Below are 23,924 nucleotides of genomic sequence, written 5' to 3' on the forward strand. Positions count from 1 at the left end.
TTCGCGTGCCAGACATCCGCGCGGCACTGCCCGGGATCACCGCAGGTCAGGGACGCACGAGCAGCCAGTCCGCGGTGTGCCGGTACCAGGTCCAGCGGGGCGCGGGCCGCGGGTGCGGCACGCCCTCGACCTCGATCCGGGCGCCCGTGGAGCCGATCTGCAGCGCCCGCCCGGTGGCCGCCCGCACCCCCTTGCCGGGCAGCGCCGACACCCCACCCGGCCCCGGCACCGCGACCAGCCGGCGCACCCGTCCGCGCAGCACCAGCGTGTTGTCGCAGTAGGCCTCGCCCTCGACGTCCCGGACCACCCCGCGGCCGACGAGCACGCCGCCCGCGTCGTCCCGGATCAGGGGCGTGGGGCGGGCGGGGCCGTCCAGGGCGAGGGCCGCCGCGTCGCGCGGCAGTTCCCAGGCCATCGCGACGGCCGAGCGCCGCACGGCGGGCACGAACGCCACCTCGACGTGGAGCAGCTCCCGTCGCAGCAGCCTGACCAGCACGGACGCCAGGTCGGCGTCGTCCCCGTGGACGATCACCCGGCGGGGTTCGCGCTCCTTGAGCACCGGGTCCACGTCGTCCTTGCCGGGCCGCGCCGGCAGCGCGACGGCCGGGACGTGGGCCAGCACGCCGGGCACCCGTCCGAGCCGCGCCGCCGGGCGGCTACCGTGGAACGGGAAACGGCGCACCGGCCTGTCGCCACAGGTCAGCAGCACCAGTTCCTGATCGATCGAAGCCACCTGATCGGTTACCCTCCCGCCGCAAGCCAGGACTGGAGTTTCACATGCCGGCGATCGTGCTGATCGGTGCCCAGTGGGGCGACGAGGGCAAGGGCAAGGCCACGGACCTGCTCGGCGGGTCCGTGCAGTGGGTGGTGCGCTACCAGGGCGGCAACAACGCCGGCCACACCGTGGTGCTGCCCGACGGGCAGGACTTCGCGCTGCACCTGATCCCCTCGGGCATCCTCACCCCGGGCGCCAAGAACGTGATCGGCAACGGCGTGGTGGTCGACCCGGGCGTGCTGCTCGAGGAGCTGAAGGGCCTGGAGAACCGCGGGGTGGACACGACGGGCCTGATGATCAGCGCGGACGCGCACTTGATCATGCCGTACCACGTGGCCATCGACAAGGTGACCGAACGCTTCCTGGGCAAGTCCAAGATCGGCACCACGGGCCGCGGCATCGGCCCCGCGTACCAGGACAAGGTGGCGCGCGTCGGCGTCCGGGTGGCGGACGTGCTCGACGAGAAGATCCTGCACCAGAAGGTCGAGGCGGCCCTCGACTTCAAGAACCAGGTGCTGGTCAAGGTCTACAACCGGCGGGCGATGGACCCGGCCGAGGTCGTCGACGGCGTGCTCGCGCAGGCCGAGGGCTTCAAGCACCGGATCGCGGACACCCGGCTCCTGCTGAACCAGGCGCTCGAGGCGGGCGAGACGATCCTGCTCGAGGGCTCCCAGGGCACCCTGCTCGACGTCGACCACGGCACCTACCCCTTCGTGACCAGCTCGAACCCCACCGCTGGCGGCGCCGCGGTCGGCTCGGGCATCGGGCCGAACAAGATCGACCGGGTCATCGGGATCCTCAAGGCGTACACCACGCGCGTCGGCTCCGGCCCCTTCCCGACCGAGCTGTTCGACGCCTCGGGCGAGTACCTGCGCAAGACCGGCGGCGAGGTCGGCGTGACCACCGGCCGCCCGCGGCGCTGCGGCTGGTTCGACGCCGTGATCGGCCGCTACGCCCAGCGCGTCAACGGCATCACGGACTTCTTCCTCACCAAGCTCGACGTGCTCTCCTCGCTCGACCGGGTGCCGATCTGCGTGGCCTACGAGGTCGACGGCAAGCGCGTCGACGACATGCCGATGACCCAGACGGACATCCACCACGCCGTGCCGGTCTACGAGGAGATGCCGGGCTGGTTCGAGGACATCTCGGGCGTCCGCGAGTTCGACGACCTGCCGGCCGCCGCGCGGGACTACGTGCACCGCATCGAGGAGCTCACCGGCGCGCCGGTCTCGGCCATCGGCGTCGGGCCGGGCCGGGACCAGACGATCACGCGCGAGGTCTGATCCGCGCCAGCACCACGGAGCCGCGGGCGACCAGCCGGTCGCCCGCGGTGACCCGGCACGTGGCGAACACGGTCCGCCCGCCGACCCGGTCCACCGTCGTGACCAGCTGGATCCACTCGCCCACGTCGACCGGCGCGAGATAGTCCATCGTCATCGTGACGGTGCTGACCCCGGACCCGTCGCCCATCGCGGCGCGGGCACCGCGGGAGGTGGCCACGTCGACCGCGGTCGCCAGGAACCCGCCGTGCGCCCGGCCGCGGACGTTCGCGTGCTCCGGCCCGACCCGCATGCCGAACGTGTGCTCCGGCGCCTCGGGAGCGTGGTAGAGCCCGCCGAGGTGCTCGACGAACGCCGACGTCGGCAGGGGCACGAATCCCTCGGGCACCCCGTTCGCGCCGGTCATGCCGCGCAGGAGCCGGTGTCGACGGAGCGGGTGAGCCCCGGCGCGTTCCCGAGCGCCCGCGCCACCTGCTGCGCCGTGAGCACGAAGCCGGTCTCCGAGTCGTCGAGCGCCGCGCCGAAGACCACGCCCAGGACCTGCCCGTCCGGCGCGATCATCGGGCCGCCGGAGTTCCCGGACTGGACCTTGGCGCGCACGGTGTAGACGTCCCGCGTCACGGTGTTGGCGTCGTAGATGTCCGGGCCGCGCAGCTGGATGCGGTCGCGCACCTTGCCGGCCGAGATCGTGTACGGGCCGTCGAGCGGGTAGCCGAGGATGATCGCGTCGTCCCCCGGGGTGGCCGGCGCCTGCGCGAAGCTCAGCGGATCGGCCTCGAGGTCCGGCACGGCCAGCACCGCGACGTCGATCTCCGGGTCGTAGCTGACCACCCGGGCGTCGAGCTGGCGGATGCGGTTCGACGACGTCGTGACCTCGACCGTGGTGTCCGTGGTCCCGGCGACGACGTGCGCGTTCGTCATGACCCGCTGCGGCGCGACCACGAACCCGGTGCCCTCCAGCTGGCGCTGGCAGGACGGCGCCCGGCCGTGCACCTTGAGCACGCTGCCGCGCACCTCGGACACGATCGGCAGGTTGAGCAGCGCCGGGTCCGGCGGGCCGACCTGCTGGATCGGGGTGGCCTGGAAGGGGCTCAGCACGTCCGGGAAGCCGGAGCGGTCCAGCAGCGTGCGCAGCTCGGCGGGCAGCGAGCGGGCCTGGTCCGGCATCACCGCGTCGACGCCCTTGAGCACCTCGGACTGGCGCACGCTGGCGGCCAGGCCGGGGAAGCTCGCCGAGGCCAGCGGCAGCGCCACCAGCCACGCGGCGATCACCACCGTGACGGCCTGCACGATCGCGCCCAGCGTGGAGTCGACCGCGAGGAAGCGCTCGCCGCGGATCCGGTCGCGGATCTTGCGGCCCAGGTAGACGCCGAGGGTCTCGCCGAGCGCGACCAGGAGCACGACCACCACGATGCTCACGATGATCCGCGTGGTCTGCGCCTGGATGTCCGCGACCAGCAGCGGAGCCACCCGGACACCGATGATCGCGCCGCCGAGCACGCCGACGAAGGACAGCAGCGCGACCGCCATCCCGTGCCGCCACCCGGACACCGCCGCGATCAGGGCCAGGACGACGACCGCGACGTCCACCCAGCTCATCGCTGGTCCTCGTGGTGGGTCCGCCTCACGTGCCCGCAGCCTCCTGCCCGTCCTGTCGGCGTCCGTTCCGGTCGCCATCGCGTGCCGAGCGAGCTGCCGACCACGCCGCGCCCAGGTCCACGACCCGGGACTCGTCCCAGGGATGCGCCCATCCCGCGCGATCCAACAGGCCGGACAATAGGCCCCCGGTGAAACCCCACACGAGCACCCCCGCCACCAGGAAGGCCGGGCCGCGGTGCCCGCTGGGGTGGTGCACGGTGATGCGGTTCGCGGGGTCGACGAGGTCGGCCACCGGCACCCGGACGACGGCCGCCGTCTCGGCCGGGTCCACGGCGTGCACCGCGCTCGGCTCGGCCCAGTAGCCCAGCACCGGGGTCACCACGAAGCCCGACGGCGGGATGAACAGTTCGGGCAGCAGCGCCAGCGGGACGACGCCCGCGGGGTCCAGCCCGGTCTCCTCCTCGGCCTCGCGCAGCGCGGCGCCGAGCGGTCCGGCGTCGCCCGGGTCGATCCGGCCGCCGGGGAAGGCCACCTGGCCGGCGTGGTTGCGCAGCGTGGAGGCGCGCTCGACGAGCAGCACGTCCGGCCCCTGCGGGCTCTCGCCGAACAGCATCAGCACGGCCGCCCTCGGGCCGCCCGCGGGCGGCGGGACGCGGTGGGGGGCGAGGTCGTAGGCCTCGACGCTGTCGAGCGAGCCCAGCAGCGGCTCCAGGAAGGCGGGCGCCGCCTCCGGGTGCACGTCGGTCATGAGGACAGCTTGCCCACCGCGGCCGCCACCTCGTCGGCCGACCCGAAGGGAACCGGCGGGTCGACACGTGCCACCGAGCCGTCCGCCCGCACGACGTAGCTGGCCGGGATGGCCGGCGGCACCGCCAGCCCGGCCCGCAGCGCGCCCTCGGGATCGGTGACCGACGGGAGCCGGACGCCGATCTCGGCGAGCAGCGCGAGCGCCGCCTCGTCCGTGTCCTGGATGTCGACGAGCAGGACGGGCGCCGCGCCGGGGCGGGCGGCGTACCCGGCGAGCGCGGGCAGCTCCTCGCGGCACGGGGCGCACCACGACGCCCACACGTTGACCAGCGCGGTGCGGCCGGCGAGCGCGCCGCCGACGTCGACCGGCGTGCCGTCGGCCAGGCAGGGGGCGACGACCCCGGCGAGCGGGCCGGCCCCGCCGGTGCCCGACGGGCAGGGCGGCAGGTCCGCCCGCGCCCGCAGATCGGCGAGCCGGGCGGGATCGGGCGCGGCCGTGGTGGTCGCGCCGCCTGCCGTGCCTCCGGACGGGGCGGGGTCGCGCGGCCACAGTGCGACGACCCCGATCACCACCAGCACCACCACCACCAGCGTGCTGACCAGCTCGGACCGGTGCCGCCGCAGGACGGCCCGGGGTCCGGTGCTCATCGGTGGCTCATTCCCCGCCCAGCCCCGCCAGCTGCAGCAGGTGCGGCGCCTCCGGACCCTTGACCAACTTCGCGGCCGCGACCGGGTCGGTGGGGCCGAGGCCGAACGACGGGCAGTCCATCGCCAGCGTGCAGGCCCCGCAGGCCGGCTTCTTGGCGTGGCAGACCCGGCGCCCGTGGAAGATCACGTAGTGCGACGCCATGGTCCAGTCCTTCTTCGGGACCAGGTCGCCGACCTCGTGCTCGACCTTGACCGCGTCCTCCTCGGTGGTCCAGCCCCAGCGGCGCACGAGCCGGCCGAAGTGGGTGTCCACGGTGATGCCGGGGACGCCGAACGCGTTGCCCAGGATGACGTTCGCGGTCTTCCGCCCGATTCCCGGCAGGGTGACGAGATCGTCGAGGTTCCCGGGGACCTCGCCGTCGAACCGCTCGACGAGGGCGGCGCCCAGGCCCATCAGCGCGTTCGCCTTGTTGCGGTAGAAGCCGGTCTGCCGGACGTACTCCTCCAGCTCGGTGCGGTCGGCGCCCGCGTAGTCCGCCGCGGTGCGGTAGCGGGCGAACAGCGCCGGGCTGATCTCGTTGACCTTCTTGTCGGTCGACTGCGCGGACAGGATCGTGGCGACGGCGAGCTCGAGCGGGTTCGTGAAGTCCAGCTCGCAGTGCGCGTCGGGGTACGCGACGGCGAGCGCCCGCAGGATCCGCCCGACCCGCCGGGCGCGGCCGATCCCGCTCTCGCCGGCGGCGATCCGCGCGGACAGCTTCGCGACCTCGCGGCTGGTGGGACGCCGGAGTGTGGTGGTCACACGGCGAGACTACGGCGACCCACCGACAACCTCGGGCGCGGTACGCAGGGTGACGGGCCGTTGCCGCAGGTGACGGGTCTCGATCGCGCATCGATCCCGACACGCGGGGGCCCCGGTGGGGCCGGGGTGCCGGGGGTAGGCCATCATCGACCGTGACATGACTGCCTGGTTAGCCGTCCTCGTGCCGCTCCTGGTGATGTTCTTCGCGCTCGGTATGGAGCGTGTCGAGTCCCGGATGCGGGAGTCCACCGTGCGGCAGGACGAGCTCGACGAGTTGCTCGAGCGTCCCCGCCCCGACGAGGTGCGCGCGTTGTTCCGCCAGGGCACCGTCCGCGCGCTGGAGCTCTTCCGCCTGCGCAACCGGGGCGGGAGGCGCGGGACACGCCGGAGTAAAGTCTCCTCGTAGCCCGTTCGGCCCGTGAGGGTCGGCCGGGAAGGGGGGCCGAACGGGTCGGTCCGCGGTGCCCGGGTACCCCAATCCGGGCATGGTGTTCACACGTCGTCTCGTCACACTGTGCGGAGCGACCCCCTAGACTGGCGCGCCGATGATCCGCCGCGTGGCTGCGGTGGATGTGGACGAGGAGCAGGTGTTGTGGACGATGTTCTGATCCGGGCAGGGATCTTCCAGGGTGTGGAGCCGCACGCCGCCGAGGTGCTGGCCCAGACCCTGGAGCCCGTGGAGTTCCCGCGTGGGCACGTCATCTTCAGCGAGGGCGAGCCGGGTGACCGGCTCTACATCATCGCCAGCGGCAAGGTGAAGATCGGCCGGAAGTCCCCCGACGGCCGGGAGAACCTGTTGATGGTCGCGGGCCCGTCGGACATGTTCGGCGAGCTGTCGATCTTCGACCCGGGGCCGCGCACGTCGTCGGCCACCTCGGTGACCGAGGTCCGCGCCTTCACGATGGACCGCGCCGCGCTGCGCGAGTGGATCGGCAAGCGGCCGGAGATCGCCGAGCAGCTGCTGCGCGTGCTGGCCCGCCGGCTGCGCCGCACCAACAACATGCTCGCGGACCTGATCTTCACGGACGTGCCGGGCCGCGTGGCCAAGTCGCTGCTGCAGCTGGCCCGTCAGTTCGGGTCGCAGGAGTCCGGCCTGCTCCGCGTCACGCACGACCTGACCCAGGAGGAGATCGCCCAGCTCGTCGGCGCCTCCCGCGAGACGGTCAACAAGGCGCTGGCGGACTTCGCGCACCGCGGCTGGCTGCGGCTCGAGGGCAAGAGCGTGCTGATCCTGGAGCCCGAGCGGCTCGCCCGCCGCGCCCGGTAGAACCGTCCCGCGCCACCCTCGTGGTGGCGTGCGGCAAATAACTGGTACGGCCGTACCAGATCGTGCGATCCTCGACGGCGTGTCCGTCTCGCTCGCCGACTACCGCGCGGCCGTCACCGCTCCCGGTGCGACCGTGCCCGTCCTCACCTCCGCGGTGGGCCGGTTCCCGGTCGCCATGTTCAGCTTCGCCACGCTGCTCTACGTGCAGCGCGAGTCGGGCTCGTTCGCGGTGGCGGGTGCCGTCTCGGCGGGGTCGCTGGTCGGCGTCGCGCTCGGCTCGGTGCTGCAGGGCCGGCTGATGGACCGGCGCGGGCCGTCGGGCGTGCTGCTGGTCGTCGCCACGTTGTTCGCACTGGGCGCGGGCGGGCTCGTCGCGGCCGTCGAGACGCGGGTCGCGCTGCCCGTCGTCGTCGCGGTCGCGCTGTTCACCGGGCTCGTCATGCCCGCCATGCCCGGCGCCTCCCGGGCGCTGTGGGAGCGGCTGGTGCCGTCCGGGCCGCGGCGCGAGGCGGCGTACAGCTACGAGGCGATCAGCCTCGAGGTCTTCTTCATCCTCGGGCCGGGTGTGGCCGCGCTGCTGGCCTCCACGCCCTGGCCCGGGACCGGCACGGCGGTGGCCGTGGCCGCGACCGTCGTCGGGACGGTGGGATTCGCGCTGAGCGGGCCCGTGCGCGGCAGCCGGCCGCTCCCGTCGACCGGGGCGACGCTGTGGGGCGCGATCGCGAGCCCCGGCATGCGGACGATCGCGCTGGCCGGGCTGGGCTTCGGGCTCGTCGTCGGCGCCGTCGAGGTCGGGGTGCCCGCGGTCGCCACGGGTCTCGGCGAGCCGTGGCTGGGCGGTGCGCTGCTGTCGGCCTGGTCGGTCACCTCCGTGCTGGTCGGCGTCCTCTACGGGATGCGGCCGTGGCCCCGCGCGCTGCACCTGCGGATGCCGGTGCTGGTCGCCGGGTTCGGCGTGCTGGTGCTGGCCATGTGGCTCGCGGGCGTGGCGGACTCGCTCGTGCTGCTCGTGATCGCCATGCTGGCGGCCGGCGGGCTCATCACGCCGCAGACCACGGGGCACTCGCTCATCGTGGAGGTCGTGGCGCCGCGCGGCGCGGCCACCGAGGCGTTCGGCTGGGTGGTCACGGCGATCACCGTGGGAGCTGCCGTCGGCCAGTCGCTGGCCGGGGTCGTGGTCGAGGCGGCCGGGGCGTCCGGGGCCTTCCTCACCGGTGGCGCGGCCGGCCTGCTCGTCGGCGCCGTGCTCTGGGTCCGGCGCCGGACGATCGAGGGGACGCCCTCAGCCGCGTAGGTAGTCCAGCTGGGCCTTCACCGAGAGCTCCGCGGCGTCCCACAGCCGCTGGTCGACGTCGGCGTACACCACCTCGACCACCTGCCGGGGCGTCGGGTCCTCGGGCAGCGTGCGCAGGGCCTCGCGGACCTGGTCGAGCCGCTGGTGGCGGTGCTCGCGGTAGTACGTCGCGACGGCCGCGGCGTCGGGCAGCTCCGGGCCGTGGCCGGTCAGCACGGTGGTGCCGGGCGGCAGGTCGGCGTACCAGTCCAGCGAGGAGAGGTACGGGGCGAGCGCGCCGTCCGGGTGCGCGATCACGGTGGTGCCGTGGCCGAGGATCATGTCGCCGGCCAGCAGCGGCGGCGGCCCGTCACCCGGGCCCTCCAGCAGGAACGACGTCGAGTCCGACGTGTGCCCGGGCGTCGCCACCACCCGCAGCTCCAGCCCCGCCGCGGCCACCACGTCGCCGTCGGACAACGCCTCGGAGCCGAGCACGAGGCTCGGGTCCAGGGCCTGCACCGGCGCCCTGGTGAGCTCGGCGAGCCGTCGGGCCGCGCCGCAGTGGTCGTGGTGCCGGTGGGTCAGCAGGATCCGGGCCACGGGCCCCTGCGCCGTGAGCCGCTCGAGGTGCTCCTCGTCGTCCGCCTCGCCGGGGTCGACGACGATGCACTCCTCCACCCCGGGCGCCCGCAGCACCCAGGTGTTGGTGCCCTCCAGCGTCATCGGGCCGGGGTTGTTCTGCAGCAGCACCGAGACGAGCGGCGTGACCTCCCGCAGGACGCCGTAGGCCGGAGCGGTCACGCCGACCGCGCGGGCGCGAACTGGTGCTCGGAGCCGTCCGGGAGGATGACGTACCGGACGCCCGCGTCGTCCTTGCGGAACTTCGGGTGCACCGGGGTCATGTCCCGGCCCGCGCACCCGGCCAGCGCCTCGGCCGTCGTCGAGAAGGCGGAGAGGTCCCGCAGCGAGAGCAGGGTCGGCGGCATCAGCGTCATCTCGCCGGTGTCGAACGCCGCCAACGCGTCCTCGGGGTACCACCAGGTCGCCTCGACGGCCTCGGTCGTGTGCGCGTCGGCCTCCTGACCGGCCGGCATGCCCGCGACGAAGAAGATCGTGTCGTAGCGGCGGCCCTCCTGCGGCGGTGTCACCCAGTGCGCCCAGGTCCGCAGCAGGTCCGAGCGCAGCACGTAGCCGGAGTCCACCAGGACCTGGGCCAGCGAGAGCGTGTGCTCGGTGAGCTGCTTGCGCCACAGCGGGGCCTGCGCGGTGAGGGAGCCGGGCTCGCCGCCGGGCGGGCCCGCGAGCAGCACGCCGGTCTCCTCGAACACCTCGCGCACGGCCGCGGACACGGCTTGCCCCGCGACCTCCGGCGTCACGCCGATCAGCTCGGCCCACTCGGTGGGGTCGGGGCCGGCCCAACGCTCGGCGTCGGGCACGTCGGAGGGGTCGACGCTGCCGCCCGGGAACACGGTCATGCCACCCGCGAAGGCCATCTGCTTCACCCTGCGCTGCAGGAAGACCTGCAGGGGGGCGCGACCGGGCGGGGGTGCCGGGTCGTCGCGAAGCAGCAGCACCGTCGCGGCCGGCTTCGGCTGCGCGGCGCTCTCGGTCGTGTTGTCACCGGCGACGCTCACGTCCGGACCTTAACCCGCCGCCCGCCGGGGGTCGGCCGTGAAGATGGCCACGCCGCCCGCATCGCGGGACGGATCGAGGCTGGTTCATCGATCCCCACGGCGCTTCGGGCGAGGTCTCGGTCGCGTTATGGATCCCTGACGCGCTCGGAGTGGGGCTCTCGGCCGCGTTGTGGATCCATAGCGCGTTGGGGTGGTGTGTTCTGCTCGCGTGAGGGTGCGCCGCGGCCTGCTGCCTCTGTGTACCCATGACGCGCTCAGGGCTGTGTAGGGGTGCGTGACGCGGGTCGGCCAGGGCGAGCGGGCAGGATGGGGCCGTGGATCAGCTGCGCGTCGGACTCGTCGGGGGCGGGCCGTGGGCCCGCTCCGTGCACGCCCCCGCCCTCGCCGCCCATCCCGGGGTGGAGCTGGCGGGCGTCTGGACGCGGCGGCCCGAGCCGGCCCGGGAGATCACCGCACTGCACGGCGGCACACCGTTCGTCGAGGTCGAGGAGCTGTTCGAGGCCGTCGACGCCGTCGCCTTCGCCGTGCCGCCCGCGGTGCAGGGCGCGTTGGCCCCCTCGGCCGCGGCCCTGGGGAAGCACCTGATCCTGGACAAGCCGCTCGCCGACACGCTGCCCGCCGCCGAACGCACCGCGGCCGCGATCGCCGAGGCCGAAGTCTGCTCGACGACCGTGTTCACGTTGCGCTTCCACCCGCCGGTCCGTGCCTGGCTCGCCGGGCTCCCGGCCGGTCCCGCCGACGCCGACACCACCGCCACCGCCCGCTGGCTCTCCGGAGCGCTGCTCGGCGGTCCGTACTCGGCGTCGGCCTGGCGGGCCGAGCGGGGCGCGCTGCTCGACATCGGCCCGCACATGGTCGACCTGCTCGACGCCGCGCTCGGCGAGGTCGTCGACGTCGAGTTCGCCCACGCGAGCGCGCCGGACCTCTGGCAGGTCGGTCTGCGGCACGTCGGCGGCGCCCGCAGCACCCTGACGCTCTCGCTCGCGCTGCCGATCGACCCCACCGAGATGGAGGTGACGGCCTTCGGCTCGGTCGGTCGGCACGTGCTCACCGACCGCCCCGCCGACGCGACCGCCTCCTACGCCGTCCTCCTCGACGAGCTGCTCGACGCGGTCGCCGATGGCCTCGTCGACGGCCCGCACTCCGCCGCCCGCAGCCTCCACGTGCAGCGGGTGCTGGCGCGGGCGGAGGAGTTGGCGCGGGGGTAGGTGGGGCGTGAGGGCTGTTCTCGAGTTCGAGAACAGCCCTGGTGTCCCGTTCGACCTGCGCGGCCGGCGTTGATCAGCCTGCGAGGTCCGGCGGGCCGTAGGGGCCGGAGCCGTTGCGACGCTCCGGCGAGGACTCCCGCACCGCCAGCTCCTGCTGGAGCAGGCGCAACAGGTCCTGTTCACGGCTGGAGAGCGAGGAGAACGACTCCGCAACGGTCTCCTGCCCGGCGGGCCCGTCGGACGCCGGGGTGTCGTCGCCCCGCGGTTCGTCCTCGGCGCGGGCCGGGCCCGGACCGGTGCCGAAGGGGTCGTCCGGACGGCTGGGCGGCACCTCACCGGGACCGAAGAGCCCGCTGACGGGCTGCTCGGACGTGCGCCGGATGCGCGGGATCGTCCGCGGCACCGGCCGGGGCGGGGGCAGCCCGTCCGAGCGGTCCTGCGGCCCCTCGTCGGGCTGCGGTGCGGGCTCCGCATCAGCGGCGGGCGCCGCGGGTCCGGCGTCGGTCGCGAAGCCCCACGGGTCGGGCTCCGCGTCGTCCGGGCGATGCCGGGCGCGACGACGGCCACCCGGCACCGGACGGATCGTCGGCACCCCGTCCCTGGCGGCGCGGCGCCCGGTGGGGGCGTCGTCCTCGCCCTCATCCGGGGTGTCGCCGTGTGCAGCCGCGGCGGAGCCCGACCGGTTCGCGGCCCCGCTGCCCGGGGCGTTGTCGCCCTGTAGCGAGCCGCTGTCGCCGGACGAGTTGGGGGCGGCTGAGCCGAGGGTGTCGCCCGAGTGGGAGTCGGGCGCATCCGGGCGGGGGCCGGAGGTGCCGCCGCTCAGGTGCGAGGCAGAGGTGTCGCCGCCCAGGCCCGCGGCGGCAGCGCCAGCGCGCGAGCCGGAGGTGACACCGCCCAGATGCGAGCCGGACGGGTCCTCCGGGCCGGTGGCGTCGGTCGAGCGCGGTGCCACCGCGTTGCTCGAGTCGGAGGCGGTGGAGGCGCCACCAGGACCCGAGGCGGGGCCGGTGTGCGAGCCGGCGATGTTCCGACCCGCAGCAGATCCCTCGCGGGGCGAGTCGGAGATGTCGGTTTGGCGCGGGCCGGAGGTGCCCCCGCTCCGGTCCGGGCCGGTCTGGCTGCCGAGGGGCGGGCCCGAGGTGTCGCGCGGGCTCGAGGCGGAGGTGTCCCCGCCCCGGTTCGGGCCGGGGATCCCTCCGGCGAGGGGCGGGTCGGAGAAGCCGGTCGGGCGCGAGTCGGAGGGCTCGCCGCCGCGCATCGAGCTGGTCGCGCTGCCGGGATGCGGGTCCCAGGTTCCGCTCGGGTCGGAGGTGTTCCCGCCCCGGCCCGGGCCGGAGGGGTCCCCGTCCGGGTGCGCGCCGGGTGCGTCACCCTCGAGGAGCGAGCGGGAAGGGTCGTCGCTCGCGGACGAGCCGGGAGTGGCCTCGCGCGGGGACGGATCGGAGGCGCCTGCTGACCGGAGCGCCTCGTCGACGCGCTCCGACGAACCGCGCGGGTCGCCGGTCTCGGACGGGGCGCCCGAGTGGTCCGCGGCGCCGCTCGTGCGCTCGGCGCGTCGACGCCCCCCGGAGCCCGTCGGGGCAGTGAACGGGGCGCCCGGGCGGTCCGGCGCATCGGCACGGCGACGGCCTCCACCGTTCGCCGAGCCGCCGGAGGGCGAGTCGGTGTCGCGCGCATCGAGTCGGGTTCCCTCGGGGCCTGCAGTCGCGTCGCTCGTGCGGTGCTCGCCCTGGGAGCCGACGGTCCCGGAGGCGCCATCTCCGCTGTTCAGCGACCCGGCCAGGGGCGAGTGCCCACCGAACTCAGGTGCATCGACCGTCTGGTCGTGCTGGTCGGAGCTGCTCGCCGCGGGGGCGAGGGCGTTCGCGCCATCGCGCGAGCCGGGCAGGTCCACGTCCGAGGGACCTTGTGCCGGGCCCGTCGGGTCCGTGCTGTTTGCAGACGCGGACTCCTGTGAGGTCGCCCCGAGCGGCGCGGTGCGGCCCGCGTCGTCGGCCGCGGCGGCCCGGCCGGCAGCCGGGAGAGCGGATCCGGAGCGACGCTCGGTGGTCGGCATGGCCCAGGCACCGGACGTCCAGTCGCGTGTCCACTCCGCGGCAGGCTCCCGCCGGGGCTCCTCGGCGCGACGGCGCCGCCCCGTCGTCGGAGCGGAGGCCGGGGCCTCCGACGGCTCGGCGGCGTCGGGCTCCGCCTCGGCGGTGCCCTCCTCGACGGGCGAGACCTGCGGCGGGGTGAGGCCGACGATCGGCACGGGGCCGGTCTCGGCGCGGTCGAGCTGGGCGTCGAGCAGCGGCTCGCGCAGCGGACCGCTCAGCGGGTCCCGCATCGACGCGAGGACGGGCGGGTCCGCCTCCTCGGTCTCCTCGCCGCGGGACGCCGGCCAGGGCTCGACCGGGGTCGGGAGCGAGTCCTCGGCATGCACGACCGGCGTCGGACGCGTGACGGGCGCCTGGCGCGGCCCGCTCGGGGGCTCGTGTCCCGGCGCGGGGGGCACCACGCTGAGCGCGGGGCCGGACCGGCGGGCCCCGGGCGCCCGGGTGCGCTCGAAGGGCGTGGTCCGCGGCTCGTGGTGCGGGCCGTCCGGCTCGACGGCGCCGAGTCGTGGGCCGTGGGATCGGGGGCCGGGGCTCGGCACCGGGCGCGGCCCGGAGCGGTCCGCCGGGGTGTCGGCGACCTGGGCCGGCCCCTCGATGACCGCGCTCTCGGCGGCTTCCGGGTGTGGGCGCAGCGGCTGGAACGCGGCCGGCGGCTGCGAGGTCGTGATCGGCTGACCGAGGACCGGGCGCGGCACGGGCGGGAGGGTGCCCGGCCCCGCGGTCACGGGTCGGGGCGACGGCGAGGGCCGCGATCCCGGCTCCGCCCGACCGGGCGCCGGCCGGACCTCGTCGGGACGGCTCGCCGCCTCCTCGCCGGGCACCCGCCCGGCGTTCTGGACCTCGTCCGATTCCGCGAGCCCGACACCCGCATCGCCGTGGGCGGCCGCACCTCCGTGGGTCGCCATTTCGCCGTGAGCGGCCGCGCCGGCGTGAGCAGCAGCTGCGCCGTGGTCGGCCGCAGGGCTGTGGTGAGCAGCCGCCCCGCCATGAGCAATCGCCCCGCCGGGGGCAGCCGTCCCGCCGTGGACAGCCCCACCGCCGTGATGAGCAGCGGACTCACCGAAGGGCACCGGGCCGCCGTGCACAGCCGCCCCACTGCGCACAGCCGCCCCACTGCGTCCGGCCCCGCCGCCCGCCGCCCCGGGAGCTGCTGCGCCGTGACCGACCCCACCCTGAGCGGCACCGCCGAAGGGAGCCGGCCCCCCGGCCCGCCCGATCTCCCGCGCCCGCTCCAGCGCCGCACGCTGGTAGGCCGGGAGCGCGTCGGCGGGCGTGTACGCCTCCACCGACGCCGGCAGGCCGGACCGCGTCAGGTGCGCCCCGAGCCGGTACGACACGACCTCGGGCGCGATCCCCGGCCCGGACAGCTCCACCAGCAGCACCGGGTGCGGCACCGGCCCCGGCGCGGCACCCGCGGGCGTCAACCGCCACGTCACCCGCACCGTCGAGCCGGGCGGCGGGGAGGTGATCAGCTCCGCGATCCGTTCGTCCGCGCCGGCCGGGCCCGCGCCGAAGACATGGCGGGTGCCGTCGAGCGACCCGGCGGCGGGGGCGAGGAGGCCGTCGACGTCGAACTCGACCGCGCGCCGGCGGGACAGCTCCACGACCTCGGACCGCAGCGGGGCGGGGAGCGCGGTGCGGTCGGCGACCAGGGTCGCGACGAGGATCTCCAGCGCCTGCGGCTCCTCGCCGATCGCGACGAGCTCGCGGGCGGTGGCCAGCAGGTCGTCGTCGACGCGGCCGGCCAGGGCCAGCAGCAGGTGGTGCGTGCTCGGGGCAGGTGGGGCCGTCATCGGGCCCTCCTTCTTTCGGTCAGCTCGCGCCGGAGGTCGCCGGCGTCGCGGACTCGGTCTCGGCGCCGGGCCGCACCCACACGGGGCGGGACCCGACGATGGCGGCCTGGTGGTAGGCGGGCGGCTCCAGCCCGCCGGGGAGCACCTCGACGCACGGCGTCCGGTCGCCGTGCACGCGCAGCAGCCGCTGCAGGGTGCCGGTCAGCTCCCAGGCGCGCTCGGCGCCCAGGACGAGGAGCACCCGTTGTTCGCCGTGCCGGCCGCGCCGCGCGTGCCGCAGCTCCTGCGCGCCGGGGTGCCCGGCCACGACGGCCAGCGCGCCCAGCACGGCGAGATCGGGCAGCTCCGGGCCCGCCGCGAACGCCGGATGGGGAGCGTCCGGCGTGTGCAGCGGGAGGACGGCGTCGACCAGGCGGTTCTCGCCCGCCGTGGCGGCGAGCAGGGTGCGTTCGGCGTCGGTGATCCCGACCCGGTTGCGCAGCAGGGCACGCGGCAGCAGCGCCCCGACCGGCGCCGCGGCACCGGCGGCGAGCCAGTCCCGCAGCCGCCAGAGGACGTCGTCGGGCAGCCGCCCGGCCAGCCGGACGAGCAGCTCGTGGGCCGCTGCCGCCTCCACTACGCGACCTCGACGATCAGCTCGACCTCCACCGGGGCGTCGATCGGCAGCTCGGCGACGCCGACGGCGGAGCGGGCGTGCGCACCCGAGTCGCCGAAGACCTCGGCGAGCAGGTCCGACGCGCCGTTGATCACGCCCGGCTGCCCGCCGAACCCGGGGGCGGACGCCACGAACCCGACGACCTTGACCACGCCCTTGACGTTGTCCAGCCCGACGAGCGCGTCGACCGCGGCGAGCGCGTTGAGCGCGCAGATCCGGGCGAGGTCCTTCGCCTCCTCGGCGGTGACCTCGGCGCCGACCTTGCCCGTCCTCGGCAGCTTGCCGTCGACGAACGGCACCTGACCGGCGGTGAAGACGAGCGAGCCCGACGCCTTGGCCGGGATGTACGAGCCCGCGGGGGCCGCCACGGTGGGCAGCTCGAGACCGAGCTCGGCCAGCCGCTGCGTGGGCGACGTCACGACTGCTGCACCGGGCGCTTGAAGAACGCGATGAGGTTCTCCGGCGTGGCACCGGGGACGACCGAGACCAGCTCCCAGCCGTCCCGGCCGAAGTTGTCGAGGATCGCCTTGGTGTTGTGGATCAGCAGCGGGGCGTTCAGGTATTCCCACCTGGTGACGGCCGGGGAGGTCATGGGCCGGGACTGTAGCCCGGCGCCGTCACCCGGTAGCGGGTCGGACGGCCCGGTCTGCGACGAGCGGGCGTCCCCGGACGGATCGGCGGGAAGCGGGCACGGAGACCGGTCCGGTCGAACGGGCCGCTCGCCGCACCGCTCCGTACGCTGGTGGCGTGACGTCATCCGCCGGGGCCGCCGATCCGTGGGCGGCCCGACTGCACGTGGTCTCGGGCAAGGGCGGGACGGGGAAGACGACGGTCGCGGCGGCGCTCGCCCTGGCGCTCGCCTCGCGCGGCCGCCGGACCCTGCTCGTGGAGGTCGAGGGCCGGCAGGGCATCGCCCAGGTCTTCGACACCGCCCCACTGCCCTACGAGGAGCGCCGGATCGCCGTCGCGCCGGGCGGCGGCGAGGTCCGCGCGCTCGCCGTCGACGCCGAGGCCGCGCTGCTCGAGTACTTCGAGATGTTCTACAAGCTGGGCGTGGCCGGCCGGACCCTGCGCAAGATGGGGGCGATCGAGTTCGCCACCACGCTCGCGCCCGGTCTCCGGGACGTGCTGCTCACCGGCAAGGTGAAGGAGACCGTCTCGCGCCGGGAGAACGGGAGACCGGTCTACGACGCCGTCGTGCTCGACGCCCCGCCCACCGGCCGGCTGGTGACGTTCCTCGACGTCACCCGCGCGATGGCCGAACTCGCCCGCACCGGCCCCATCCACAGCCAGGCCGAGGGCGTGGTCGAGCTGCTGCACTCGGACCGCACGATGGTGCACCTGGTCACGCTGCTGGAGGACCTGCCGGTGACCGAGACGCTCGACGCGGTGCGCGAGCTGCAGGCCGCGGATCTGCGGGTCGGCTCGATCGTCGTCAACCGGGTGCGGGAGCAGTGGCTGCCGGACCGGTCGGTGGCCTCGGCCGCGCACGGCCGGGTCGACGCCGGGCGCATCCACACCGGGCTCGCCACCGCCGGCCTCGACCTGCCGCCCGAGGTGATCGACGGGTTGGTGGCCGAGACCGTCGAGCACGCCGTCCGGGTCGCCGCCGAGGTGGCCGCCGGGGACCGGCTGACCCGGGAGAGCGGGGACATCGCGCGCCTGGAGCTGCCGCAACTGCTGGGCGGGGTCGATCTCGGCGCGCTCTACGAGCTGGCCGAGCACCTGTGCGAGCAGGGGGTGCGCCGATGAGCCCGGCCGCCCCGCCCGTGCTCGACGCCGACGCCCTGATCGACGACCCGGACACCCGGATCCTCGTCTGCTGCGGCTCCGGCGGCGTCGGCAAGACCACCACGGCCGCCGCCCTCGCCCTGCGCGCGGCCGAGCGTGGCCGCACCGTCGTGGTGCTCACGATCGACCCGGCCAAGCGGCTGGCCCAGGCCCTCGGGCTGGACGAGCTGAGCAACGATCCGGGCACCGTCCCGGGCCTCGACGGCCCCGCGAAGGGCGGCTCGCTGCAGGCGATGATGCTGGACATGCACCGCACCTTCGACGAGATGGTGTACGCGCACTCGACCCCGGACCGGGCCGAGAAGATCATCGCGAACCCCTTCTACCAGACGATCTCCAACTCGTTCTCCGGCACGCAGGAGTACATGGCGATGGAGAAGCTGGGGCAGCTCTGCGCCCGCGGCGAGTGGGACCTGATCGTGGTCGACACTCCGCCGTCGCGCTCGGCGCTGGACTTCCTCGACGCCCCGCAGCGCATGTCGACCTTCCTCGACGGCCGCATGATCCGGCTGCTCAGTTCGCCGGCGCGGGCCGGCGGCCGGGGCCTGCGGAAGATCGTCGGGGCCGGGTTCGGGCTGTTCGCGAAGGCCGTCTCGACGATCCTGGGCGGCCAGCTGCTGGCCGACGCCTCGGCGTTCGTCCAGGCCTTCGACACCATGTTCGGCGGGTTCCGTGAGCGTGCGACGAAGACCTACGAGCTGCTGCGCTCGCCCGGCACGTCGTTCGTGGTCGTCGCCGCCCCGGAGCCCGACGCCCTGCGCGAGGCCGCGTACTTCGTCGACCGGCTGGCGGGCGAGGAGATGCCACTGGCCGGGCTCGTCCTCAACCGGACGCACCCGGTGCTCGCGCCGTTGTCGGCCGCCCGTGCGCGCACGGCTGCGGAGAACGCCGGCTCGTCCCGCCTGGCCGGCGCGGTGCTCCGGCTGCACGCGGACCGGGTTGACCTCGCCGAGCGCGAGGAGCGCCTGCTCGCCCGCTTCTCCGGCGCCCACCCGACCGTCCCGGTCGTGCGGGTGCCCGCGGTCGCCGGCGACATCAGCGACCTCGACGGCCTGCGCGAGGTCGGCGAACGGCTGGCCGCCGAGGACGAGCTCCCGCCCACCTCCGCCGGCACGGTGCACCAGCTCCGGTGACCCCGTGAGTGGCGATGGTCGCCATGGCGACCATCGCCACTCACGAGCGGGCTTCAGCGGCGGCGGCGCCTGGGGCGGCGGGTGGAGGCGTTGCGGCGGGCCTTGAGCAGCGCCACCAGCCCTGTCACCAGGACCGCGGCACCTGCGGCGCCGGCCCAGGCGACCGGCGGAACCGAACGAAGGCGGGCCTTGGCGCGGGAGGGGAGGTCGAGGCGTTCCGCCAGCTCGTGCACGGTCGCGCCGATGTCCTCACGCAGCTCGTCGGCCTCCTGCCGGCGCTCGTCGGTCAGGCGCTCGACCTCCGCGCGCAGCTCCTCCGGCGTCGCACGGGTGCCGTCGACGACCGGACGGTCGTCCTCCTGCGGATCGGCCATTGCACACCCCTTCCGTCTGCGGAGGGAATGACCGGTTGCGGGGCGGCCACACCTGCCCCGACTCGCCACCCACCGATCGGCCTACGGCATCTCGAACCAGATCATCGGGTTGACGCTCGTCCCGCGCGCCCCCTCGACGCCCAGCTCGCGGCGCAGGTCGAGGAGTGCGGCGAAGGTCTGCGGCACCCGGCGCGGGGCCACCGTGAAGTGCGGGACGTCCCGCTCGGCGAGCCAGTCGAGCACCACGCCGCCCTCGTGCCGCACCCACGCCGACCGGCCCCGGTACACCTCGTGCACCCCGACCGGCGTGCCCGACGCCAGCCGCGGGAACACCGTCCGCACGTACCAGCGCCCGAACCGGGCGGTGTGCGTCGCGTCGAGCAGGAGGAAGTCGGTCGTCTCCGGCAGCGCCTCGAGCCGCGCCCGGACGTCGCCGGTGTAGACGGTCCACCGGTCCTCGGCCAGCTCCGGCGGCACGGCCGACGGGCGCCGGGTCCGCCGGAAGGAGACCAGGCGCCCGCACCCGTTGTCCCGTAGCGCGCTGAGCAGCCAGGACGTGGTCCAGCCGCGCGAGGTGCCGATCTCCACCACGTGCTCCGGACGCAGCTGCCGCAGGAGCAGGTAGGTGATCTCGGCCTCGAGGTCGTCGAGCCCCGGACGGACCCGGTCGTCGGCCGCCAGCGCCCGCTGCTGCGCGACGACCTCGACCAGGTCGGCGGCGTACCGGCGGTACAGGCCCGCGACGAAGTCCACCCCACCGGTCGAGATCACGGTCGTCCTCCGGGCTGGGTGGTGCGGGCCCGACCACGGTACTGCGCGCGGTCAGCAGGCCGTCCTCCGGTCGGGTGACGGCAGCAGGTCCGCCATGGCCATCGCCGACTCCTCCGCGGCCGACACAGCGGACACGGCCGACGCCGCCGACCCGGCCGACCCGATCGACCCCGCGGGGCCGCCCGCGGCGTAGTGCTCCGCCCGCGCCGCCCGCAGCAGCTCCGCCCACGACCGCACCCCGGGCCGCGAGCGCAGCAGGGCACGCCGCTCCCGCTCGGTGGTCCCGCCCCACACCCCGAACTCCACCCGCTCGTCGAGCGCATGGGCGAGGCACTCCATCCGGACCGGGCACGTCGCGCAGAACTGCCGCGCCCGCCGCTGCTCGGCGCCCCGCACGAACAGCTCCTCGGCGTCGGCGGTCCGGCAACGGGCGGCGATCCGCCAGTTCCACCTGCTCGCGGCACGTGCGTCCACCATCGTCTCCTCCGCCCCGGGCGGGCCCGCTCGGCCCGCGTTCGGCAACTGGGACGGATTCTGCGAGCGTCCGGTTCCGCCCGACACCACGCAGAACTACTCAACCTGACAGAACGGTGACGCCGGGCCGGTTACGCTTCCCGACCGTGGCTCCTCCCCGTCACCTGGCCCGGCCGATCGGCCTGCTGCTGGGCCTCTGCGTGCTCGCCGGCGTCGTCACGGCGGGGATGGCGTTCCCGTTCGTCGCGGGTGTCGGGCTGGTCAGCAACGACGCGGGGGACAGCGTCAACTCCACGTCGAGCAGCCTGGTCGAGGGCGGCCTGCCGCTGGCCACCACGCTGACCGACAACGCCGGCCAGCCGATCGCCTACATCTTCGACCAGAACCGCACGCAGGTCACCGCGGACGAGATCTCGCCCGCGATGAAGGCCGCGATGGTCGCGATCGAGGACCGCCGCTTCTACGAGCACCAGGGCGTCGACTGGCAGGGCACCATCCGCGCGGTGATCGCGAACTCGGCGTCGGGCGACGTCGTGCAGGGCGCGTCCACGCTGACCCAGCAGTACGTCAAGAACTACACGCTCTACGTCGAGGCGCAGACCGAGGCGGAGCGGCTCAAGGCCACCGAGCAGACGCCGGCGCGCAAGCTCAAGGAGGCGCGGATCGCCCTGCAGCTGGAGCGCCAGCTGAGCAAGGAGGAGATCCTCACCCGCTACCTGAACATCGTGTTCTGGGGCAACGGGGCCTACGGCATCGAGAGCGCCGCCCGCACGTACTTCAACACCAGCGCGAAGAACCTCACCGTCGCGCAGTCCGCGCTGCTCGCGGGCATGGTGCGCAGCACCGCGGCGACCGACCCGGTGCAGAACCCGCAGGCCGCGCTCGACCGGCGCAACGTCGTCATCGCCCAGATGCGCGACCAGGGGATGATCGACGAGTCGCAGGCCCGCTCGGCCGCGGCCGAGGGGCTCGGGATCGTCAGCCCGCTCAACACGCGGCCCAACGGCTGCATCGGCGCCGGCGACGCCGGGTTCTTCTGCAAGTACGTCACCCAGTACCTCACCGAGGCCGGCTTCTCCGCGGAGCAGATCGGTCGCGGCGGCTACACGATCAAGACCACGCTGGACCGGGACAAGCTCGCCAAGGTCAAGGCCTCGCTCGACGCCGAGGTCCCGCCGTCCCAGCCCAACGTCGCCAACGTGATGTCCCTGGTCGAGCCCGGGCAGGACAAGCACAAGGTCCTCGCGATGGCCTCCAGCCGGACCTTCGGCCTCGACGCCGACGCGCTGCAGACCAGCTACGGCCTGCCCTACGAGCCGGTCAACCTGGGCGCCGGCTCGGTCTACAAGATCTTCACCGCGGCCACCGCGCTGGAGAAGGGCCTCGGCATCAACTACCAGATGTCGGTCCCGCCGAGCGGCTACGCGTCGCCGATCTACCTCGACGGCGGGGGCCGGCCGATCCCCGTCGCCAACGCGGGCAACTACCCCGAGCGGATGTCCCTGCAGGACGCCCTGGCCACCTCGCCGAACACCGCGTTCATCAAGCTCGAGGAGTTCACCGGGGTCCCGGACGTCGTCGACATGGCGGTCCGGATGGGCATGAAGTCCCTGGCCACGACCCCCTTCGTCGACCCGGCCACCGGCCGTCGGACGGACCGCTCGATCGCCGAGGTGACCAAGGCGCAGCGGCAGGCGTCGTTCACCCTGGGCGTCACGCCGACGAGCGTGCTCGAGCTCGCCAACGTCGGCGCCACGATCGCCAGCTCCGGCAAGTGGTGCCCGCCAAGCCCGATCGACTCGGTCACCGACGCCGCCGGCAACCCGGTGGCGATCACCGAGGCGCCGTGCGAGCAGGTCATTGAGCCGGGCCTGGCCAACACCCTGTTCACCGGCCTGAGCCACGACGACCTCAACGGCACCTCGGCCGCCGCCGCCCGGCAGGTCGGCTGGAACCGGCCGATGGGCGGCAAGACCGGCACCACGCAGCAGCACAAGTCCGCGGCGTTCGTCGGGGTCCTGCCCAACCTGTCCGGCGCGGTGATCACCTTCGACAACTCGAACGCGCCCCGGCCGCTGTGCGACGGCGCCGGCTCCCCCTTCGCCTGCCGCAGCGGCAACATCTTCGGCGGCAAGACGCCGGCGGAGACCTGGTTCGGCGCGGTCAAGCCGATGGTCGACGGCACGCCGGTGATCCCGCTGCCGCCCACGGACGACCGGTACCTGACCGGCGGCGCGGAGAGCCGGGTGCCCGACGTCGTGGGCCGCGGCCAGAACGACGCGCGCGCGATCCTCGAGCGGGCGGGCTGGACGGTCACCACGCGGACCGTCGACAACCTCGCCACCCGGGGCACGGTCGTCGGGCAGAGTCCGCGCGGCACCGCGCTGCCGGGTGAGCAGATCACGCTGCAGGTCAGCAGCGGGACCGTGCCGGCCCCGCCGCCCGCGCCCGAGAGCCAGGCTCCGGGTCAGCCCGGGCCGCCGGGCCAGGAGGGGCAGCCGCCGCAGGAGGGCGACCGGCCCGACGACGGCGGGGACAACGGCGGCGACGGCGGATAGCCGCAGGAGGGATCCACAACGCGCGCCAGGCAGGCTGAATGCGCGTTGTGGAACCATCATGCGTTGTCAGGCCCTCGAGATCCGCATCGTGGTTCCCCAGTGCGTGGGGACGCGCCGTCGCGGCAGCGGGTGTGATCGCGTGTTCGGCTCTACGATCGGCGCCCATGGCCGACGTCCACCGCGCCGACGTGCTCGTCCGGTGGGTCGGCCTGCTCCCTTTCCTCCGCGGGCCGGCCGCGCCCGACCAGCGCCCGGCGCCGGAGACGCCCTGGCAGACGGGCCGCCGCCGCCCCACCCGCACGGCCGCCGCCGACGCGGTCGTCGATGAGCCCGAGGCCGGTGAGCGGTCCGAGCCGGCCACAGCCGTCGAGCCCGCCGAGCCCCTGACGCCGGCCGACCGGGCCGAGCCCGACGCGGCCGTCGACGAGTCCGAGCCCGTCGAGCACCCCGATCAGCCCGAACCCCCTGCGCGCGCCGAGCAGCAACCACCCCCGCTCCGCCTCCCCGTCCCCGGCCCACCTCCCGTCCCGGCCGAGGCCCACGCCCTCGACCTGGGTCGGGCCACCCCGGACCCCGAGCCGGTGCCGCTGGTCGACCCGCTCCTGTTCCGCGCGTTCGCCCGCTCCCCGACGGCCCCACCCGCCCCACCACGCGACCGCCGCCGCGGCGCCGTGATCGACGGGATCGAGCACCGCCCGCCCGTCCGCCCCGACCCGCAGATCGTCGGGCTGTCGCGGCGGTTGCGCGGGCGCGTCGGATCCCGCGCTTTCGCCCTCGTCTTCGTGGGTATCTACCTGCTCATCCTGGTCCAGTTGATCGTCGCGCTGATGAACTCCTGAGACCGGCTGCGCGGAGCCCGCGCCGTCCTGTCGGTGCGCCCGTCTACCCTGAGGGCGACGACAGGGGCCGGCCCGGCTCGCGCGCGGCCCGCCGTCGACCATGCCCGGTCGAGCAGGGATCGGTCGGCGTCGCACGCGAGGGAGGTGACCCGCGATCGGCTCGGAGAGCGTTCCCGGCGGTCTGACGGGTACGGCCAACCCGGCGCC

23 protein-coding genes and 1 pseudogene are annotated in these 23,924 nt (G+C 74.9%); 9 read left to right on the top strand and 15 right to left on the bottom strand.

Annotated elements, in window-relative coordinates:
* Positions 1-46: 46 nt before the first annotated feature.
* Positions 47-733, bottom strand: a complete 687-nt coding sequence (locus PKE99_RS01980; protein WP_231498077.1) for a hypothetical protein — start codon at positions 731-733, stop codon at positions 47-49.
* Between the two features lie 44 nt (positions 734-777).
* Between PKE99_RS01980 and PKE99_RS01985 the strand changes: the two genes are divergently transcribed.
* On the top strand, positions 778-2,058 hold the full coding sequence (locus PKE99_RS01985; protein ID WP_037041901.1) for an adenylosuccinate synthase: 1,281 nt from the start codon (positions 778-780) through the stop codon (positions 2,056-2,058).
* Here the strand turns inward: PKE99_RS01985 and PKE99_RS01990 are convergent.
* The 5 genes from PKE99_RS01990 to nth are packed head-to-tail and all read right to left on the bottom strand — an operon-like array spanning position 2,042 to position 5,806.
* Positions 2,042-2,461 carry a PaaI family thioesterase gene (locus PKE99_RS01990; protein WP_037041899.1) on the bottom strand — a complete coding sequence of 140 codons (420 nt, stop codon included), beginning with the start codon at positions 2,459-2,461 and terminating at the stop codon, positions 2,042-2,044. The genes PKE99_RS01985 and PKE99_RS01990 overlap by 17 nt on opposite strands.
* Positions 2,458-3,654 carry a MarP family serine protease gene (locus tag PKE99_RS01995; RefSeq protein WP_037041898.1) on the bottom strand — a complete coding sequence of 399 codons (1,197 nt, stop codon included), beginning with the start codon at positions 3,652-3,654 and terminating at the stop codon, positions 2,458-2,460. The genes PKE99_RS01990 and PKE99_RS01995 overlap by 4 nt, the downstream gene beginning before the upstream one ends.
* Before the next feature lie 25 nt (positions 3,655-3,679).
* On the bottom strand, positions 3,680-4,402 hold the full coding sequence (locus PKE99_RS02000; protein ID WP_037041897.1) for an NUDIX hydrolase: 723 nt from the start codon (positions 4,400-4,402) through the stop codon (positions 3,680-3,682).
* Complete coding sequence (locus PKE99_RS02005; protein ID WP_051736930.1) at positions 4,399-5,049, bottom strand: TlpA family protein disulfide reductase; 651 nt, start codon at positions 5,047-5,049, stop codon at positions 4,399-4,401. The genes PKE99_RS02000 and PKE99_RS02005 overlap by 4 nt, the downstream gene beginning before the upstream one ends.
* A 7-nt stretch (positions 5,050-5,056) precedes the next feature.
* Entirely contained in the window at positions 5,057-5,806 is a 750-nt protein-coding gene (nth, locus tag PKE99_RS02010; protein ID WP_037042397.1) for an endonuclease III, read from the bottom strand.
* A gap of 202 nt (positions 5,807-6,008) precedes the next feature.
* On the opposite strand from nth, the gene PKE99_RS02015 reads away from it, so the two are divergent.
* From PKE99_RS02015 to PKE99_RS02025, 3 genes are all read left to right on the top strand, one after another.
* Entirely contained in the window at positions 6,009-6,257 is a 249-nt protein-coding gene (locus PKE99_RS02015) for a hypothetical protein (RefSeq protein ID WP_037041896.1), read from the top strand.
* A 186-nt stretch (positions 6,258-6,443) separates the two neighbouring features.
* Positions 6,444-7,118, top strand: coding sequence for a Crp/Fnr family transcriptional regulator (locus PKE99_RS02020; RefSeq protein WP_037041895.1), 675 nt, complete (start codon positions 6,444-6,446; stop codon positions 7,116-7,118).
* A gap of 79 nt (positions 7,119-7,197) precedes the next feature.
* On the top strand, positions 7,198-8,412 hold the full coding sequence (locus PKE99_RS02025; protein ID WP_231498076.1) for an MFS transporter: 1,215 nt from the start codon (positions 7,198-7,200) through the stop codon (positions 8,410-8,412).
* On the opposite strand, the gene PKE99_RS02030 is transcribed toward PKE99_RS02025, so the two are convergent.
* Complete coding sequence (locus tag PKE99_RS02030; protein ID WP_037041894.1) at positions 8,401-9,192, bottom strand: MBL fold metallo-hydrolase; 792 nt, start codon at positions 9,190-9,192, stop codon at positions 8,401-8,403. The genes PKE99_RS02025 and PKE99_RS02030 overlap by 12 nt on opposite strands.
* Positions 9,189-10,025, bottom strand: a complete 837-nt coding sequence (locus PKE99_RS02035; protein WP_037041893.1) for an NUDIX hydrolase — start codon at positions 10,023-10,025, stop codon at positions 9,189-9,191. Before PKE99_RS02035 ends, PKE99_RS02030 begins: the two co-directional genes overlap by 4 nt.
* 314 nt (positions 10,026-10,339) lie before the next feature.
* Between PKE99_RS02035 and PKE99_RS02040 the strand changes: the two genes are divergently transcribed.
* Positions 10,340-11,233, top strand: coding sequence for a Gfo/Idh/MocA family protein (locus PKE99_RS02040; protein WP_037041892.1), 894 nt, complete (start codon positions 10,340-10,342; stop codon positions 11,231-11,233).
* Positions 11,234-11,306: 73 nt separating this feature from the next.
* On the opposite strand, the gene PKE99_RS02045 is transcribed toward PKE99_RS02040, so the two are convergent.
* The 4 genes from PKE99_RS02045 to sp36 are packed head-to-tail and all read right to left on the bottom strand — an operon-like array spanning position 11,307 to position 16,369.
* Positions 11,307-15,122: a hypothetical protein gene (locus PKE99_RS02045; RefSeq protein WP_037041891.1), complete on the bottom strand. Its 3,816-nt coding sequence runs from the start codon at positions 15,120-15,122 to the stop codon at positions 11,307-11,309.
* A gap of 19 nt (positions 15,123-15,141) precedes the next feature.
* Positions 15,142-15,738, bottom strand: a complete 597-nt coding sequence (locus tag PKE99_RS02050) for a hypothetical protein (RefSeq protein WP_037041890.1) — start codon at positions 15,736-15,738, stop codon at positions 15,142-15,144.
* Positions 15,738-16,196, bottom strand: coding sequence for a RidA family protein (locus PKE99_RS02055; RefSeq protein ID WP_037041889.1), 459 nt, complete (start codon positions 16,194-16,196; stop codon positions 15,738-15,740). Before PKE99_RS02055 ends, PKE99_RS02050 begins: the two co-directional genes overlap by 1 nt.
* The gene (sp36, locus tag PKE99_RS02060; protein WP_197040498.1) at positions 16,193-16,369 is read right to left on the bottom strand and encodes a Sp36 family protein; all 177 of its coding nucleotides are present in this window, start codon (positions 16,367-16,369) and stop codon (positions 16,193-16,195) included. The genes PKE99_RS02055 and sp36 overlap by 4 nt, the downstream gene beginning before the upstream one ends.
* A 155-nt stretch (positions 16,370-16,524) precedes the next feature.
* On the opposite strand from sp36, the gene bagA reads away from it, so the two are divergent.
* Entirely contained in the window at positions 16,525-17,529 is a 1,005-nt protein-coding gene (gene bagA, locus PKE99_RS02065; protein WP_037041888.1) for an ATPase BagA, read from the top strand.
* The gene (gene bagB / locus PKE99_RS02070; RefSeq protein WP_051736929.1) at positions 17,526-18,701 is read left to right on the top strand and encodes an ATPase BagB; all 1,176 of its coding nucleotides are present in this window, start codon (positions 17,526-17,528) and stop codon (positions 18,699-18,701) included. Before bagA ends, bagB begins: the two co-directional genes overlap by 4 nt.
* 53 nt (positions 18,702-18,754) lie before the next feature.
* Here bagB and PKE99_RS02075 read toward each other — a convergent pair whose 3' ends face one another.
* The 3 genes and pseudogenes from PKE99_RS02075 to PKE99_RS02085 form a co-directional block, all read right to left on the bottom strand.
* Positions 18,755-19,075, bottom strand: coding sequence for a hypothetical protein (locus PKE99_RS02075; RefSeq protein ID WP_037041887.1), 321 nt, complete (start codon positions 19,073-19,075; stop codon positions 18,755-18,757).
* Between the two features lie 81 nt (positions 19,076-19,156).
* The gene (locus PKE99_RS02080) at positions 19,157-19,846 is read right to left on the bottom strand and encodes a class I SAM-dependent methyltransferase (RefSeq protein ID WP_051736928.1); all 690 of its coding nucleotides are present in this window, start codon (positions 19,844-19,846) and stop codon (positions 19,157-19,159) included.
* 183 nt (positions 19,847-20,029) lie between these two features.
* Positions 20,030-20,323 (bottom strand): annotated as a pseudogene (locus PKE99_RS02085) (WhiB family transcriptional regulator); the annotation flags it as partial.
* Between the two features lie 143 nt (positions 20,324-20,466).
* Between PKE99_RS02085 and PKE99_RS02090 the strand changes: the two are divergent.
* Positions 20,467-22,878 (top strand): transglycosylase domain-containing protein, encoded by a 2,412-nt coding sequence (locus PKE99_RS02090; RefSeq protein ID WP_306470724.1) that lies wholly within the window; start codon positions 20,467-20,469, stop codon positions 22,876-22,878.
* 164 nt (positions 22,879-23,042) lie between these two features.
* The gene (locus PKE99_RS02095; RefSeq protein WP_037041886.1) at positions 23,043-23,717 is read left to right on the top strand and encodes a hypothetical protein; all 675 of its coding nucleotides are present in this window, start codon (positions 23,043-23,045) and stop codon (positions 23,715-23,717) included.
* Positions 23,718-23,924: the final 207 nt, after the last annotated feature.

Source organism: Pseudonocardia halophobica, from assembly GCF_027922425.1.
Lineage (GTDB): Bacteria > Actinomycetota > Actinomycetes > Mycobacteriales > Pseudonocardiaceae > Pseudonocardia > Pseudonocardia halophobica.